General features: G+C 76.0%; 13 protein-coding genes. 8 read left to right on the top strand and 5 right to left on the bottom strand.

Annotation, left to right across the window (positions count from 1 at the left end):
- The first annotated feature begins 55 nt into the window (after nt 1–55).
- Genes ASG41_RS04865 through ASG41_RS04855 form a run of 3 tightly spaced genes read left to right on the top strand, consistent with a single transcriptional unit; the run spans nt 56 to nt 3,356 of the window.
- The gene (locus tag ASG41_RS04865) at nt 56–1,000 is read left to right on the top strand and encodes a putative selenate ABC transporter substrate-binding protein (RefSeq protein WP_235564490.1); all 945 of its coding nucleotides are present in this window, start codon (nt 56–58) and stop codon (nt 998–1,000) included.
- Nucleotides 997–1,743 (top strand): phosphonate ABC transporter ATP-binding protein, encoded by a 747-nt coding sequence (locus ASG41_RS04860; protein ID WP_056290911.1) that lies wholly within the window; start codon nt 997–999, stop codon nt 1,741–1,743. Before ASG41_RS04865 ends, ASG41_RS04860 begins: the two co-directional genes overlap by 4 nt.
- Nucleotides 1,740–3,356 carry an ABC transporter permease gene (locus tag ASG41_RS04855; RefSeq protein WP_056290827.1) on the top strand — a complete coding sequence of 539 codons (1,617 nt, stop codon included), beginning with the start codon at nt 1,740–1,742 and terminating at the stop codon, nt 3,354–3,356. Before ASG41_RS04860 ends, ASG41_RS04855 begins: the two co-directional genes overlap by 4 nt.
- 200 nt (nt 3,357–3,556) lie before the next feature.
- Here ASG41_RS04855 and ASG41_RS25165 read toward each other — a convergent pair whose 3' ends face one another.
- Nucleotides 3,557–5,104, bottom strand: a complete 1,548-nt coding sequence (locus ASG41_RS25165) for a methyl-accepting chemotaxis protein (RefSeq protein WP_056290823.1) — start codon at nt 5,102–5,104, stop codon at nt 3,557–3,559.
- 186 nt (nt 5,105–5,290) lie between these two features.
- Here ASG41_RS25165 and ASG41_RS04845 point away from each other — a divergent pair, with 186 nt between their 5' ends.
- On the top strand, nt 5,291–5,911 hold the full coding sequence (locus ASG41_RS04845; RefSeq protein WP_056290819.1) for a hypothetical protein: 621 nt from the start codon (nt 5,291–5,293) through the stop codon (nt 5,909–5,911).
- A gap of 52 nt (nt 5,912–5,963) precedes the next feature.
- On the opposite strand, the gene ASG41_RS04840 is transcribed toward ASG41_RS04845, so the two are convergent.
- Nucleotides 5,964–6,683 (bottom strand): SDR family NAD(P)-dependent oxidoreductase, encoded by a 720-nt coding sequence (locus ASG41_RS04840; RefSeq protein ID WP_056290817.1) that lies wholly within the window; start codon nt 6,681–6,683, stop codon nt 5,964–5,966.
- Nucleotides 6,684–6,770: 87 nt separating this feature from the next.
- Between ASG41_RS04840 and ASG41_RS04835 the strand changes: the two genes are divergently transcribed.
- Complete coding sequence (locus tag ASG41_RS04835; protein ID WP_200938731.1) at nt 6,771–7,388, top strand: TetR/AcrR family transcriptional regulator; 618 nt, start codon at nt 6,771–6,773, stop codon at nt 7,386–7,388.
- Between the two features lie 30 nt (nt 7,389–7,418).
- The gene (locus ASG41_RS04830) at nt 7,419–8,351 is read left to right on the top strand and encodes a dihydrodipicolinate synthase family protein (RefSeq protein WP_056290812.1); all 933 of its coding nucleotides are present in this window, start codon (nt 7,419–7,421) and stop codon (nt 8,349–8,351) included.
- 92 nt (nt 8,352–8,443) lie between these two features.
- On the opposite strand, the gene ASG41_RS04825 is transcribed toward ASG41_RS04830, so the two are convergent.
- Nucleotides 8,444–10,297, bottom strand: coding sequence for an EAL domain-containing protein (locus ASG41_RS04825; RefSeq protein ID WP_056290810.1), 1,854 nt, complete (start codon nt 10,295–10,297; stop codon nt 8,444–8,446).
- A gap of 446 nt (nt 10,298–10,743) precedes the next feature.
- On the opposite strand from ASG41_RS04825, the gene ASG41_RS04820 reads away from it, so the two are divergent.
- Nucleotides 10,744–11,643: a GAF domain-containing protein gene (locus ASG41_RS04820; protein WP_162245530.1), complete on the top strand. Its 900-nt coding sequence runs from the start codon at nt 10,744–10,746 to the stop codon at nt 11,641–11,643.
- Between the two features lie 4 nt (nt 11,644–11,647).
- On the opposite strand, the gene ASG41_RS04815 is transcribed toward ASG41_RS04820, so the two are convergent.
- Nucleotides 11,648–12,688, bottom strand: coding sequence for a GGDEF domain-containing protein (locus ASG41_RS04815; RefSeq protein WP_056290801.1), 1,041 nt, complete (start codon nt 12,686–12,688; stop codon nt 11,648–11,650).
- A gap of 148 nt (nt 12,689–12,836) precedes the next feature.
- Between ASG41_RS04815 and ASG41_RS04810 the strand changes: the two genes are divergently transcribed.
- Nucleotides 12,837–13,691, top strand: a complete 855-nt coding sequence (locus ASG41_RS04810) for an Fpg/Nei family DNA glycosylase (protein WP_056290910.1) — start codon at nt 12,837–12,839, stop codon at nt 13,689–13,691.
- 33 nt (nt 13,692–13,724) lie between these two features.
- Here the strand turns inward: ASG41_RS04810 and ASG41_RS24120 are convergent, their stop codons facing one another.
- A complete protein-coding gene (locus ASG41_RS24120; protein WP_200938730.1) occupies nt 13,725–14,591 on the bottom strand; it encodes a hypothetical protein in 867 nt (288 codons plus the stop codon).
- Nucleotides 14,592–14,600: the final 9 nt, after the last annotated feature.

Below are 14,600 nucleotides of genomic sequence, written 5' to 3'. Positions count from 1 at the left end.
ACCCAGGAGGCCCCGTGTCCCGACGACCGTCCCCCCGACCCGCCGAGCAGTCGTAGTGCGCGGTCCCCGCGTCGCCCGGTCGGGTGGCCCCGTCCTCGCACCCCCGCTGACCCGGCGCTCCTTCCTGGGTGCCTCCGGCGTCGCCCTCGCTGCCGCCCTCACCGCCTGCGGGGGCCGGGAGTCCCCGGTCTCCGGCTCGTCGTCCGGGCGCGACACCCTCACGATCAGCGCCATCCCCGACCAGGACCCCGAGGTCCTCGCCCGGCTGTACGGCGCGGTCGCCGACTCGGCGTCGGCCGCCCTGGACCTCGACGTCGTCTACGAGCCCGTCACCGACTACGCCGCCGCGGTGTCCCTGTTCCGCACCGGCGACCTGGACCTGGTCTGGTTCGGCGGCCTCACCGGCGTCCAGGCCCGGCTGCAGACCCCCGGTGCGGTCCCGGTCGCCCAGCGCGACATCGACGCCGACTTCCACTCCGTCTTCGTCGTCAACACCGCCACCGGGCTGGCCCCTGCCGAGGACCTCGGAGCGCTGGCCGGGCTGCGGTTCACCTACGGCAGCGAGACCTCGACCTCGGGCCGGTTGATGCCCGCCTGGTTCCTGCAGCAGGCCGGTGTGGACCCGCAGGGCTTCCCGGGCGGCCCCGGGTTCTCCGGCTCGCACGACGCGACGCTGGCCCTGGTGGCCTCGGGCAGCTACCAGGCCGGGGTGCTCAACGAGCAGGTGTGGACCTCCCGGCAGGCCGAGGGCACGGTCGACCCCGCCGTCGTCCGGTACGCCCGGACGCCGGGGTACCACGACTACCACTGGCTGCTCGGGCCCGACGCGGTCCAGCGGCTGGGGGAGGACCTGCCCGACCGGGTGCTGGCGTGGCTCACCGGGCTGCCGGCCGACGACGAGGTGCTCGAGCTCTTCGGGGCAGGGTCGTTCATCCCGACCGGGGCCTCGGCGTACGACCAGATCGAGGAGATCGGCCGCGACCTGGGGCTGGTCAGCTGAGCACGGTCCTGCAGCTGGACGGGGTCACCGTCGTCCGCGGCCGGACCACCGCGCTCGCCGGCGTCGACCTCACCGTCCACGCCGGCGAGCGGGTGGCGGTCGTGGGCGCCTCCGGTGCCGGGAAGTCCACGCTGCTGGGCGTCGCCAACGGCACCCTCACCCCCACCGACGGCGCGGTGCGGGTGCTCGGCGCCGACCCGACCGGGCTGTCCGGTGCCGGGCTGCGCCGGCTGCGCTCCCGGGTGGGCACCGTGCACCAGCAGCTGGACCTGGTCGGGCCGCTGCGGGTGGTGCACAACGTCAACGCCGGACGGCTGGGGTCCTGGTCGGCCGCCCGGGCCGGCTGGTCGCTGCTGCGACCCCAGGGCGTCGAGGACGTCGTCGCCGCGCTGGACCGGGTCGGGCTCGCCGACCGGGTCTTCGACCGCACCGACCGGCTGTCGGGGGGTCAGCAGCAGCGGGTCGCCCTGGCCCGGGTGCTGGTGCAGCGGCCCGAGCTGGTGCTCGCCGACGAGCCGGCGTCCGCGCTGGACCCGGCGCTGGCCGACACCGCGCTGGAGGTGCTCGCCGGGCTGGCCGCCGACACCGGCGGCGCGCTCGTGGCCTGCCTGCACGACCCGGCGCTCGCGCTGCGGCACTGCGACCGGGTGGTCGGTCTGGTCGCCGGCCGGGTGGTGCTGGACCGGCCCGCCGCCGACCTGGACCTGCGCGCGCTCGAGGCCTTCTACGGGGTGACCCGGTGACGGTGCTCGAGCGTCCGCGGGCGGTCGCCCCGTTGGTCCGGGACCGTCGCCGGTGGGCCTGGGGACTGGGCGCCGTCGCACTCGTGCTGTGGTCGCTGGCCGGCACCGGTGCCCTCACCGGGGACGTGCTCAACCCGGCGGGGCTGTCCCAGGCGGGCCGGTTCGCCGCCGGGGCGGTGCACCCGGACCTGAGCGGGGACCTCCTCGCCGTGCTCGGCGGCGCCGCGCTGGTCACCGTCGCCTACGCCGCGCTCGGGGCGGGCCTGGCGGTCGTGCTGGGCGCGCTCGGTGCGGTCGCCGTCGCCCGCACCACCTGGGGACGACGACGCCTGGGCTGGACCCTCACCCGGGGTGCGCTCGCCGTCCCGCGCGGTCTGCACGAGGCGGTCTGGGGACTGCTGCTGGTCAACGTGCTGGGCCTGGACCCGTGGGTCGGGGTGCTCGCCATCGGCATCCCGTACGGCGCGGTCACCGCCAAGGTGTTCGCCGACCTGGTCGACGAGGTCCCCCGGGGCGGGCACGACGCGCTGCGGGCCGCCGGTGCGTCCCGGTCCGCCGCGGTGCTCTACGGCCTGCTGCCCCCCGCGGCCGGCGGGCTCCTGGCCTACGCGTTCTACCGGCTGGAGTGCGCCGTCCGCTCCGCCGTCGTGCTGGGCCTGATCGGAGCCGGCGGGCTGGGGAACCAGCTGTCGTTGTCCTTCCAGTCGTTGCGCTGGCCGCAGGTCTGGACGGCGGTCTACGCGATCGCGCTGCTGTGCCTGCTCGCCGACGTCGGCGGGCGGGCGGTGCGCCGCCGGCTGGCCGCCCCCGCCCAGGCGCCGGCCGGGGTGCTGCGCCGGGACCGGGTGCTGGTCGGCGCGGTGGCCGGCGTGCTGGTGCTGGTCGGCTGGTCGGCCTGGTACCTGGCGCTGGACGTGCGCACCCTGGTCGGCGCCCGGGCCCGCGAGCAGGTCGGCCACGTGCTGGCCGCGGCCTGGCCGCCGGCCGTGGACGGCGAGCTGCTGCGTCGGGTGGTCGCCCTGTCGGTGGAGACGCTGCAGATGTCGGTCGTCGCGATCGCGGTGGCCCTCACCGGGGCGGTGGCGCTGTCCGGCGTGGCCGCCCACCCGGGCCCGGGCGCCGGGCCGGGCCGGCGGGTGGCGGGTGTCGCCGTCCGGGCGGTGCTGCTCGTGCTGCGCGCCGTGCCGCCGCCGGTCTGGGCGCTGGTGGTGCTCTTCGTGTTCCTGCCCGGTGTGCTGCCGGGGGCGCTCGCGCTGGGGCTGTACACGCTCGGGGTGCTGGGACGGCTCACCGCCGAGGTCGTCGAGGAGCTCGACCCCCGCCCCCGGGCCGCGCTGGACGCCCTCGGTGCGCGGCCGGTCGGCGCGTGGTTGGTCGGCACCGCACCCCGCGCCGTCGGGCCCACCCTGGCCTTCGCCCTCTACCGGTGGGAGGTGGCCGTCCGGGACTCGGTGCTGGTCGGTCTGCTCGGGGCCGGGGGGATCGGGGTCCTGCTCTCGGCGGAGACCGCGTCCTTCGACTGGCCTGCCGTGGCCACCGTGCTGGTGGCGATGGTGCTGCTCACCCTGGCCGTCGACCTGGTCAGCGCGCGGGCCCGGTCCGCCGTCCGCTGATCCACGGGCGCCTCCGCTCGACACCACACGCTCGGGTCGTCGGTGCGGCCTCGCCGCGGCACCACGAGGCGCTGCGGGCCGCCGGCGTCGAGCCCGGCGACCACGCCGACCCCGAGCTGGCCGCCCGGGTGCGGGCCGCCGGGGTCGTGACGGCGGCAACGCACGCGCCCCGGGTCCGGCGGGCACGGGCGCCGTCGTGCTCAGCCCAGGATCGCCCGGGTCACCGCGACCTGCTCGGTCAGCACCCCGCCGATGACCGCCTGGGTCTCGTTGATCGTCTCGATGACGGTGCCGATCGAGGCCAGGGAGCTGACGACGGCGTCGACCTGCTCCTGGATGGCGGTGATCTTCGCGCTGACGTCGGTGGTGGCCACGGCGGTCTCCCGGGCCAGCTCCTTGACCTCGTTGGCCACGACCGCGAAGCCCTTGCCGGCTTCGCCTGCGCGGGCGGCCTCGATGGTGGCGTTGAGGGCGAGCAGGTTGGTCTGGGCGGCGATGTTGTCGATGGTCTGGGCGACCTTGCCGACCTGTCGGCTGGAGGCGCCGAGCTCGGCGACGACCCGGTTGGCCTCCTCGGCCAGGGTGCGGCCCTCGCTGGCGACGTTGGTCGCCGAGAGGACGTTGCGCTCGACCTCCTCGATGGACAGCACGAGCTCCCGTCCGGCGGTGGACAGCCGGTCGGTGGAGGCGATCCGGTTGAGCGTCTGGCCCAGCAGGAACGCGGTGTTGCGCAGGGCGGCCTCGCGGCCGGGGGAGAGCACCATCGTCCAGGTGGCGAAGAAGTCCATCGTGCCGATGATCTCCCCGTCGCACACCACGGGGATGCAGACGCCGGACTTCACCCCGGCGCGCTGGGCGACGGGTGCCCGCACGCAGTCGGTCATCTGACCCAGGTCGGGCACGAAGAAGAGGTCGCGGCTGGCCCAGGTGCGCCCGGACAGCCCGACGCCCGGCGCGAAGGTCGCCGACAGCGTCACGGCGCGGAACTCGGGCCCGGCGTCGCCGGACTCCCGCTCGAACCGCAGCACCCGCGCCGAGGTGTCGACCCGCCAGAAGGAGCCGTAGGCCCAGCCGAACTCGGCGCGGATCGTGTCCAGGGCGATCTGCAGGGCCGAGTCGGCGTCGTCGGTGAGGGTCAGCTGCTGGAGCACCTGGGTGACCGCGGCGACGTCCTGGGCGGTCTTGGCATCGGCGGCCACGGCGGCGAACCGGGCGATGGCCTGGGAGACCAGCGTCCCCACGCAGCGCAGCGTGGTCAACCGGCGGGGGGAGGGGGTGAGCTCCTTCATGCAGAAGAAGTCCATCGTCCCGGTCACCTTGCCCTCGCTGAACAGCGGGAAGCAGATGCCCGAGCGCACCCCGACCTTCTGGGCCACCGGTGCCCGCACGCAGTCGGTCATCTCGCCGAGGTTGGCCGTGACGACCAGGTCCCGGGTCGCCCACGCCCGCCCGGAGAGGCCGACGCCGCGCGCGAAGGTGGCCGTCGCGGTGACCGCGGCGAACTCCGGGCTGACCGAGCCCGAGTCGGAGGAGAAGTGCAGGGTGTCGTCGGCGGGGTCGATGACCCAGTGCGAGCCGTAGGCGTACCCGAAGGCCTCCCGCACCGCGGTCAGCGCAGCCACGACGGCGCCCTTGGTGTCGGTGGCCTGGGCCAGCGCGGCGATGACCGCGGCCACGGCGTCGACGTCCTGGCCCAGGTCGTCCGCGGGAGGGGCATCGACGACGCGGGCGTTGCGACTGGGGAACACAGCAGGGTCTCCGCTCTCCGGGCTCGCCCGGGACGGCGCGCTGACAGCAGTAACGGCCGCCACGGCGTGGGCTGAAGCCCAATCCGGAATTGTGGGACCCGGAGGGGGTGGGTCGGCCGGCGTCCCGTCGGCCGTCCCGGTCGTGGCGCGGTGGTCCGGTGTGGTGGTCCCGTGTGGTGGTCTGGCGTGGTGACCGGACTCCTCGGCGGCTCGGCGCACCCCGCGGGGTGCATGGTGCAGTTCCTCGCCGCACCGGTGGACGTCGTGCTCGCCGACCTGGTGGCGTGGCGGAGCGGTCTGGGGCAACGGACGCGGGTCGTCGAGGGCCCTGAGCGTGGCCTGGCGGAGCTGCTGCCCGGGGAGTCGCCCTGGCGTCGGGAGCTCCTGCTGCCCGCGGGCCGGTGGACCGCCTACCTGAACGACGCCCCGCACGGTGGCGACCCCACTGCCTCCGCCGTGGTCGTCGCCCGGCGGCTGGGGGTGCAGCACGTCATGGCCCAGCACGTCCCGCCCTACGGGCCCGCTCACGCCGCGACCCAGCTGTGGGTCACCGGCCCGGACGGCGAGCCACCGCTGGCACCGCAGCGGACGCTCTCGGCGTCGGCCACGGACGGGCGGTGGTCCTGGCACGCCTCGGGGACGCCGCTGCCCTTCGAGGACGTCGACCGGTACCGCGCCCGGCGCATCCGGGACCGGCTCGACCGCCCACTCCTGCTGAGCCACCTCGCCGACCTGGGCATCACCCCGCCCGAGGAGGTGGACCCGTCCCGCGCGGTGCTGGTGGAGCAGGTCGACCGGTCGGGCTGAGCGGCGTCACCGGTCGTCGTCCGGACCCCGGTGCCGCCGACGCCGCCGCCGCTCAGAGCCTCCCGACCACCCGGTCGGCCGTGCGGGGTGCCAGGCGGAGCAGGGCCGGCAGTACGCGGGTGTCCCCCGGGGTGGCGGTGCGGCGGCGCCGGCCGAGTGCGGCCAGGGTGGACCGCGCGACGTCGGCGGGGGACAGCTTGTCCACCGCCTGGCCGGCGGTCATCGGGGTGTCGGTGGTGGGCGGGAGCACCTCGAGGACGTGCGTGCCCGCGGGTGCCAGCTGCCGCCGGAGGCCGTCGGCGAAGCCCTGCAGCCCGGCCTTGACGGCGCCGTAGGTGGGTGCCCGGGTGGGGGAGACCAGGGCGAACCCCGACGTGACGACGACGACGGCCTCGGGGGTCGGCCACCGCTCGAGCACCTCGGCGGTCAGCCGGATCGGTGCGGTCAGGTTGAGGTCGATCTCCTGGGCGAGGCCGTCCAGGGCGCGCAGGCCGGTGGTGAAGTCGCATTCCACGAAGCTGCCGGCGTTGTTGACCAGCACGTCCAGGTGGCCGAACCGGTCGACCACCGCGTCGAGCAGGACGCGGCGTGCCGCGGGGTCGGTGACGTCGGCCTGCACCGCCAGGGCCTCGGGGTGCGCGGTGCGGAAGCGGTCCAGTGCGGCCGGCGACCGGCCGCAGACGGCCACGGAGGCCCCGTCGGCGAGGAAGGCCTCGGCCAGGGCCAGTCCGATGCCGGACGTGCCGCCGGTGACGAGGACGACGCGGGTCATGGTGACTCCTGGGTTCGGTACCGATCGGTGCACAACGGAACGTAGCAGATGTGTACCGACCGGTACCGAACGCGCTACCGTGGGTCCGTGGAACCCGGACGCGCACGGCCGGCGGGCAGACCCCGGGCCTTCGACGCGGACGCGGCGCTGGACGCCGCCGTGCGGGTGTTCTGGGCGCAGGGCTACGAGGGGGCGAGCCTGGACGACCTCACCGCCGCCATGGGCATCACCCGCACGAGCCTGTACCGGGCCTTCGGCAACAAGGAGCAGCTCTTCGGGCGGGTGCTGGCCCGGTACACCGAGACGGCGGCCGCCTACGCGCTGCGGGCCGTGGGACGGCCCACCGCCCGCGAGGTCGCCCGGGAGTTCCTCGACGGCGCCGTCCAGGCGACGACCGACCCGTCCAGCCCGGCAGGCTGCCTGGGGGTGCAGGGCGCCCTCGCCGTCGGGTCCGCCGGCACGGCGGCCCGGGGGGTCCTGGCGTCCTGGCGGGAAGCGGGGGCCGCCCTCCTGCGCGACCGCTTCGAGCGGTCGCTGCAGGACGGTGACCTGCCGGCCGGTACGGACCCGGCGCTGCTCGCCCGGCACCTGATGACCGTCGCCAACGGCGTCGCCGTGCAGGCGGCCACGGGCGTGGGGGAGTCCGAGCTCCGGGTCGTCGTCGACATGACCCTGAGCTCGTGGCCGCCCTCCCCGCGAGGATGACGACGTCACCGACCTCCGAGGAGCCCCACCGTGATCACCGGCCTGACCGCCTTCCCGCTCACCCCGCTGGACGAGGAACGCATCGACGAGGAGGCCTTCAGCGCCCTGGTGGCCCGGCTGGCCGCCGCCGGGGTCGACGGTCTCGGGGTGCTGGGGTCCACCGGCAACTACGCCTACCTCACCGGGGCCGAGCGGGCGCGGGTCGCCCGGCTGGCCGTGCAGGCCGCCGGGGACACCCCGGTCGTCGTCGGCATCGGTGCGCTGCGGACCCGTGACGTGCTCGCCCACGCGGAGGCCGCCCAGGCGGCCGGGGCGGCGGGGCTGTTGCTGGCCCCGGTGTCGTACCACCCGCTGTCCGAGGACGAGGTGGTCGACCTCTTCGCCGCGGTCGCGGCCCAGGCGTCGGTGCCGGTGGTGGTCTACGACAACCCCGGCACCACCCACGTCACCTTCACCGACGAGCTGCACGGCCGGCTCGCGCAGCTGGAGCACGTGGCGGCGGTCAAGATCCCGCCGCCGCCGTCACTGGTGCCCGAGGCCGCCGCCCGGACCATCGGCGCCCTCCGGGCGCACCTGCCCGCCGGCCACCACGTGGGCATCAGCGGTGACCCGGCCGCCGCGATCGGGCTCACCCACGGCTGCGACGGCTGGTACTCCATGATCGGCGCCGTCCTGCCCGAGCACGCCCTGCGGGTGACCCGTGCCGCGACGGCCGGCGACGTCGCCGGTGCGGTGTCGGCCGCGGCCGAGCTCGAGCCGGTGTGGGCGCTCTACCGCCGGTTCGGCAGCCTGCGCACCTGCGCCGCCCTGGCCGTCGCGATCGGCGACGCCACCGAGCCGGTGCTGCCCCGCCCGCTGCGCCCGGTGCCCACCGAGCACCGCACCGCCGTCGCCGACGCCCTGGCCGAGCTGGGGGTGCAGGTCCGCGACGGGGCCGGGCGGGGCGCGACGGGGCGGCCGTGACGAGGCGGCCGTGACGAGGCGGCCGTGACGGGGCGGCCGTGACGGGGCGGCCGTGACGGGGCGGCCGTGACGGGGCGGCCGTGACGGACCGGTCAGACGCTCGCGGGTGCGGGGTGCCCCCGCGGCACCGGTGCTGACGCGGGGGGTGGGAGCAGGGTGTCGGCCGGGGCGGGGCGGCCGGTGAGGTACCCCTGACCCAGTTCGGCACCCAGGGCGCGCAGCTGGTCGAGTTCGGCGGGGGTCTCGATGCCCTCGGCGACGAGGGTGGCGCCGATCTCGGCGGTGCAGGCGATCATGGCGCGGGCGACGGCGCGCCGTCCGCGGTCGGTGTCGACGTCGCGGACGAAGGCGATGTCGAGCTTGACGACCTCGGGGCGCAGCCGGGTGACGTGCTGGAGGCTGGCGAACCCGGAACCGGCGTCGTCGACGGCGATGCGGATGCCGCGGCCGCGCAGGTGCTCGGTGAGACGGGCCAGGGACGGGTAGTCCAGCACCTGGTCGTGCTCGGTGATCTCCACCAGCAACCGGTGGGCGGGCACGGTGGTGAGCAGGTCGTGGGTGGCCGGGTCGGCGAGGGCCTGCGGGGAGAGGTTCACCGACACGTAGGCCGGTCCGGGGATCCGGGGCAGCAGGTGCAGCGCCGAGGCCAACGACGCCTGCTCCAGGCGCACCCCCAGGCCCAGGCGGGTCGCCTCGGCGAAGACGAGGTCGGGGCGCAGGGCGCCGCCGTGGACGTCGGTGAACCGGGACAGCGCCTCGTAGCCCACCGGGGTGCCGGTGCGCAGGTCGACGATGGGTTGCAGGACCGTGCGGCGGCGGTGCCCGGCGATCAGCGGCTCGAGCAGGTCCCGGTCGGCGGTGCGGCGGGCCCTGGCGGCGTGGTGCCGGTCGACCTGCAGGGCGACGAGGCGGGCCACCACGTGCAGGGACTCGGTGCGGGACGTGCTGTCGGCGGCGGTGGTGCTGGCCCGGTCCAGGGCGCAGAGGGTGCCGTGGACGCTGCCGTCGGCCAGCGTCACGGGCACCCCGTTGTAGGAACCGACACCCAGCTCCGCGGTCATCGGCAGGTCCGCGGTCAACGGGTGACCGTGGGTGTCGGGGACCGAGGAGGGCAGTGCGCCGGAGAGCATGGCGGCGCAGTAGCCGTCGTCCTCGGGCAGGCACAGCCCCGGGGCGACGTCGGGGGCGCCGGCCCGGGTGCTGACGTGGGTGACGGTCTGCTCCCCGGCGGCGATCCGGGACAGGAACGTCACGTCCACCCCCAGCACGGTGCGGGCTGCCTCGACGAGGTGGTCGATGGCCCCGGTGAGGCCCGCCGGGGGGCGGGTGGTGGTCTCGGGCAGCCCGAGTCCCATGGTGGCCAACCCGTCCAGGACCTCCCGGCGGTCGACGACGCGGCGACGGACGGCGACGACCAGACCGGTCATCCGGGTCAGGGACCGGACGGCGTCCTCGTCCACGGCGGTGAACACCGGGTCGCCGGGGCGGCGGGCCAGGTAGAGGGCGCCCAGGACGGTGTCGTCGACGGTGACGGGCGAGGCCAGCAGGGGGCCCATCGCCACGTGCCCGGTCGGGAACCCGGCCGCTGCGGGGTGGTCGGACATCCGGGCCAGTCGGAGCACCTGACCGCCCAGGACGGCACCGATGAGCCCGAGGGGGCGGGGGAGGTGCGGCGTGGACGCGACCTCGCCGGTGGTCATGCCCTGGTGGGTCAGCGCGGTCGCCCGGCCGTCGGGGCCCATGAGCATGGCGATGCCGAAGTCGGCCGACAGCAGGCGGCGGGCGGAGGTGACGAGCTCGTCGAGGATCCCCGGTTCGCCCGGGACCTCGGCGAGGGCGACCATCGACCGCAGGGCGGCCAGCCCGTCCAGAGCGTGGGCTGCGGGGGCGGTGGTGGCCGTTCCGCTGGGCGGACCGACGTCACACGCGCCGTGGCTGGTGGACACGAGGCTCCGCTCAGAGGGGGTCGACGGTGCAGGGGTTGCTGGATCCACTGTCGGCCGCTCGCGGACGAGCTGAAGTCCAGGTCACACTCCCGGGTCAGGTCCAACCGCTGCTGGGCCACGGTGACCCGGGGCGGCGAGCTCGTCACCGGGGCCGTCGCGGCAGCGTGACCACGACCACCGGGGCCGTGGCGGGTTCGACTGGAGACCGGGCCTCGCGGTGGCGATACCGCGAGGGACTCCGGAACTGAACCGTCTAGAACCAAGGAGTTGTCGTGACACGGACGCGCGGGACTGCCTCCAGCGGGACGCTGGAGGGCACGGACGTCACACCCACGGTCGAGGTCCTGTCTGCCCGGACCGGGTCCGGGGTCCCGGCGGTCGCGGCGCCCCTGGTCCGGTCGTGGCCACGGGAGGCGGTGCGCAGCAACCGGGCGTCACTGACCCTGTTGAGCGCGCTCGTGGGCGTCGACACCTGGGCCGTCACCCGGATGACCGAGGACACCTGGACCGGGCTGGCCCTGGAGACCGCCGCGCACTCCGCCGACCCCGGCTCGCGCTGGTCGTCCAGCGCAGCCGCCGGGTACCCCGCCGGCACCCCCGTCCGGCGGGGGCGGTCCCTGTGCCACCACCTGCTGTCCGGCCCGGCGCCGGTCGTCGTCGCCGACCTGGAACGCAGCGAGGACCCCGACGTCCGGGCGGTGGCGGCCACCTGGGGCGTCCGCGGCTACCTGGGGGTCTCCCTCACCTCGCCCACCGGGGAGGAGCTGGGGTCGCTGGCAGGGCTGAGTGCCGCACCGCTGCAGCCCGACGACCGGGACTGGGCCGCGCTGCTGACCGTGCAGGCCACCGCCCTGCAGGCGTCCCTGAGCGCCGACATCGCCGCCCTGGCCCTCGCCCGGCAGGAGGTCTACGAGCGCAGCCTGGCCGACCACGACGACGTCACCCGGCTGCCCGACCGGCGCGGGTGGGCGAGGCTGCTGGCCGCGGAGGAGGAGATGTCGACCCCGGTCGGGGACCCGGTCGGCCTCGTCCTGGTCGACCTGGGCGTCCTCCGCACGGTGCGCTCGCTGCGCCGGGCGGTCGCGGTCGCCGGCGAGGCCGCCGGGGACCTGCGGCTCGCCCGGGTGGGCCCGCGACAGCTGGGGGTCCTGGCCGGGGGAGCGGGTGCCTCCCAGGTGGCCCGCACGGCGAACCTGGTGCAGGCCCGGCTGGAGGGCGCCGGCTTCGCGACGGCGACCGCGCACAGCATGCGGGCCGGACTCGAACCGCTGTCCACCACCTGGTCGCGGACGGAGCACGCGCTCGTGGCGGCCCGCCGGGAGCGGGCTCTGCCCTCCGGTCGCTGACCGGTCAGGCGACGGCGACGGCGCACCGGTCCCGGCCGGCGCGCTTGGCCTGGTAGAGCGCGGTGTCGGCCGCCGTGTACAGCTCGCGCAGCGCCACCGCGTGCCGCGGCGCCTGGGCGACGCCCACGCTGACGGTGAGCGGCAGCCAGCTGCCGTCCGCCAGCGGCAGGGGCGACGCCCGCACGGCGGCGACCAGGTCACCGGCCCGGTCCGCGGCGACCTCGGGGGAGCAGCCGGGCAGCAGCACCGCGAGCTCGTCGCCGCCCATCCGGCTGACCACGGCGTCGTCCTCGCGGACCGAGCGGGCCAGGACGGTGGCCAGGTGGCGCAGGGCGTCGTCGCCGACGGGGTGGCCGTGACCGTCGTTGACGGCCTTGAAGTCGTCGACGTCCACCAGGATCAGCGCCGTCCCCTGGGAGGACGCCGCCGAGCTGAGCGCGGTGGCCAGGGCGTCGTCCAGGACGCGCCGGGTGACCAGGCCGGTGAGGGTGTCGACGGCGGCCAGTCGGGCGAGTTCGGCCTTGTCCTCGGCCTGGCTGTCCTCCAACCGGACCAGCACGACGGCGACCACGGCCAGGGTGGTGCCGACGAAGACGACGTCGGTGAGCGCGGCGCCGACCGGCATCAGGTGCAGCGTGACCACCAGGTCACCCGCGACCGCGGCGGCGACGGTGGTCGCGGCACCGGCGGCGCGCAGCTGGGTGGCGGCCGCGACGACGGGCAGGGCGAGGAAGACCTGCACGGACGCCGAGACGTCCCGGGTGTGCCAGGCCTGCACACAGATCAGCAGTGCGCCCACGGCCGGCGCTGCGGTGAGCAGCCCCCGTCGGTCGCTGCGGTGCGCGTCGACCCGCCAGCAGCAGGCGGCGAGGAGCGCGGCCAGGCCGGCCACCGCCCAGCTGGCCCAGCGTTCGTCCAGGGTGGGGGTGGCGGGGTCGATGACGGAGAAGACGGTGAGGACGGCGCTGCCGGCGCCCAGGACGCCGGCGGCCGTGCGGGCGGCCCGACGCGGGTGGCGGGCCCGCATGCTGGAGGAGAGGTGCACACCAGGAGGGTCGGCAGGTCCGGGGGTGCGCTGACCTCCGGCGGCGCCCGGGCCACCCGTCCGGAGCAGGTCCCGACGTGCCCGCACGGGGCCCCTCGTCCGGGTGCCGCCGGTGGACGACACCCCGGTCGCGGACGACGATGGGCCCGTGCCCGAGTTGCCCGAGGTGGAGGCGCTGGCCGCGTTCCTCCGCGAGAACGCCGTCGGCCGGGTCGTCACCCGCGTCGACCTGACCGGCATCCAGACGATCAAGACCTTCGACCCGCCGTTGAGCGCGCTGGCCGGGCTCGAGGTCACCGGTGCCGGCCGGCACGGCAAGTTCCTGGACCTGGACGTCTCCGGGGTCCACCTGGTCGTGCACCTGGCCCGCGCGGGCTGGCTGCACTGGCGTGCCGAGCTGCCCACCGCGCCGCCCAAGCCGGGCAAGGGCCCGCTGGCCCTGCGCGTGCACCTGGACGACGGGGCCGGCTTCGACCTGACCGAGCAGGGCACCCGCAAGGGGCTGGCCGTGTACGTCGTCCGGTCACCGGCCGAGGTGCCCGGCATCGCCCGGCTGGGCCCCGATGCGCTCGCGGTGGACGTCGAGGCGTTCGGGGCGCTGATGGCCGGGCGCAAGGGCCAGCTCAAGGGCGCGCTGACCGACCAGACCCTGCTGTCGGGGATCGGCAACGCCTACTCCGACGAGATCCTGCACGTGGCGCGGCTGTCGCCGTTCAAGTCCGCGGACAAGCTCACCGACGAGGAGGTGCTGCGCCTCTACGACGCCGTCCGGACGACGTTGAGCGCTGCGCTGGAGCGCCAGGTCGGGCAGAGGGCCGCGACGCTCAAGGGCGAGAAGCGGGCCACCATGCAGGTGCACGCCCGTACCGGGCTGCCGTGCCCGGTGTGCGGCGACACCGTGCGGGAGGTGTCCTTCGCCGACACCTCGCTGCAGTACTGCGCCACCTGCCAGACCGGCGGCAAGCCGCTGGCCGACCGGCGGATGTCCAAGCTGCTGCGCTGAGGGGCGCCCCGGACGGGACGCCCCTCGGACCCGTCAGACGGTCTCGAAACCGACCTTGTCGACCTTGCGGTGGTAGCGCGAGCCGAGCTTGCCGCCCAGCAGCGCCCCCACCAGGGTCACCACCAGCACCGCGCCCAGGGCGATGAGCCCGGCCGTGGTGGCGGTGCCGGACTCCACCGGCAGCGCCGGCAGGTTGAGCTGGTCGAACACGTTGTACTGCGAGCCCAGCACCAGGCCGGCGATCGCGGCCAGCACGGTGATGATGATCAGCCACAGCCAGACGCCCAGGCCCTGCTTGGCCCCGTTGAACCGGGCCATCCGCCCGGCCACGTAGCCGCCGGCCAGGTAGGCCAGGAACAGCACGACCAGCAGCGCGATCGCCGCACCCAGGCCGATGCCGGTGCTGGCCTGGTCGACCGCCTCGTCCGCGGTGTCGACGCCGGTGTTCAGCCCGAACGCCAGCCCGGCGGCGGACAGGACCGCCAGCAGGATCACCGCGACGCCGGTCGCGCACAGCCAGCCGAAGAACGCCGAGCCCATGTGCAGCCCGCCGAAGCGGGCCCGCTGGACCGCCGCCATCTCCTTGGCCGTGGTGGGGACCGCGGCGCCGGTCCGGTCGTCGCGCCCGTCCCCGTCCCGGTCGACGGCGTGCTGACGCCGGTCGTCGACGCCGTCGCCGTCCCGGTCGTGGACCCGGGTCCCGGCCCGCTCCAGCCGGTCGTCGCGGCCGTCGCCGTCCCGGTCGTGCCGGTCGGTGCTGCCGTACCCCGCGCCGGAGGTGGCGCCGGCCGGCGTCGCACCCGCCGGGGTGGCGCCGTACGCCTGGGTCTGCGGGTCCGTGCCGTGCCGCCCGACGGCGTCGGCCGGTGTGTTGCCGGGTGTGGTGTCCCTGTCGGCCATGGTCGACCC

The organism is Modestobacter sp. Leaf380 (assembly GCF_001424485.1).
In the GTDB taxonomy this organism is placed as follows: domain Bacteria; phylum Actinomycetota; class Actinomycetes; order Mycobacteriales; family Geodermatophilaceae; genus Klenkia.
The sequence above is the reverse complement of the archived record's forward strand: the minus strand, read 5'-3'. Positions and strand labels throughout refer to the sequence as shown.

Excerpts from the sequence above, each read along its gene's own strand:
- ASG41_RS04840 (WP_056290817.1), bottom strand. The coding sequence starts at position 6,683 with ATGACCCGCGTCGTCCTCGTCACCGGCGGCACGTCCGGCATCGGACTG.
- ASG41_RS24120 (WP_200938730.1), bottom strand. The coding sequence starts at position 14,591 with ATGGCCGACAGGGACACCACACCCGGCAACACACCGGCCGACGCCGTC.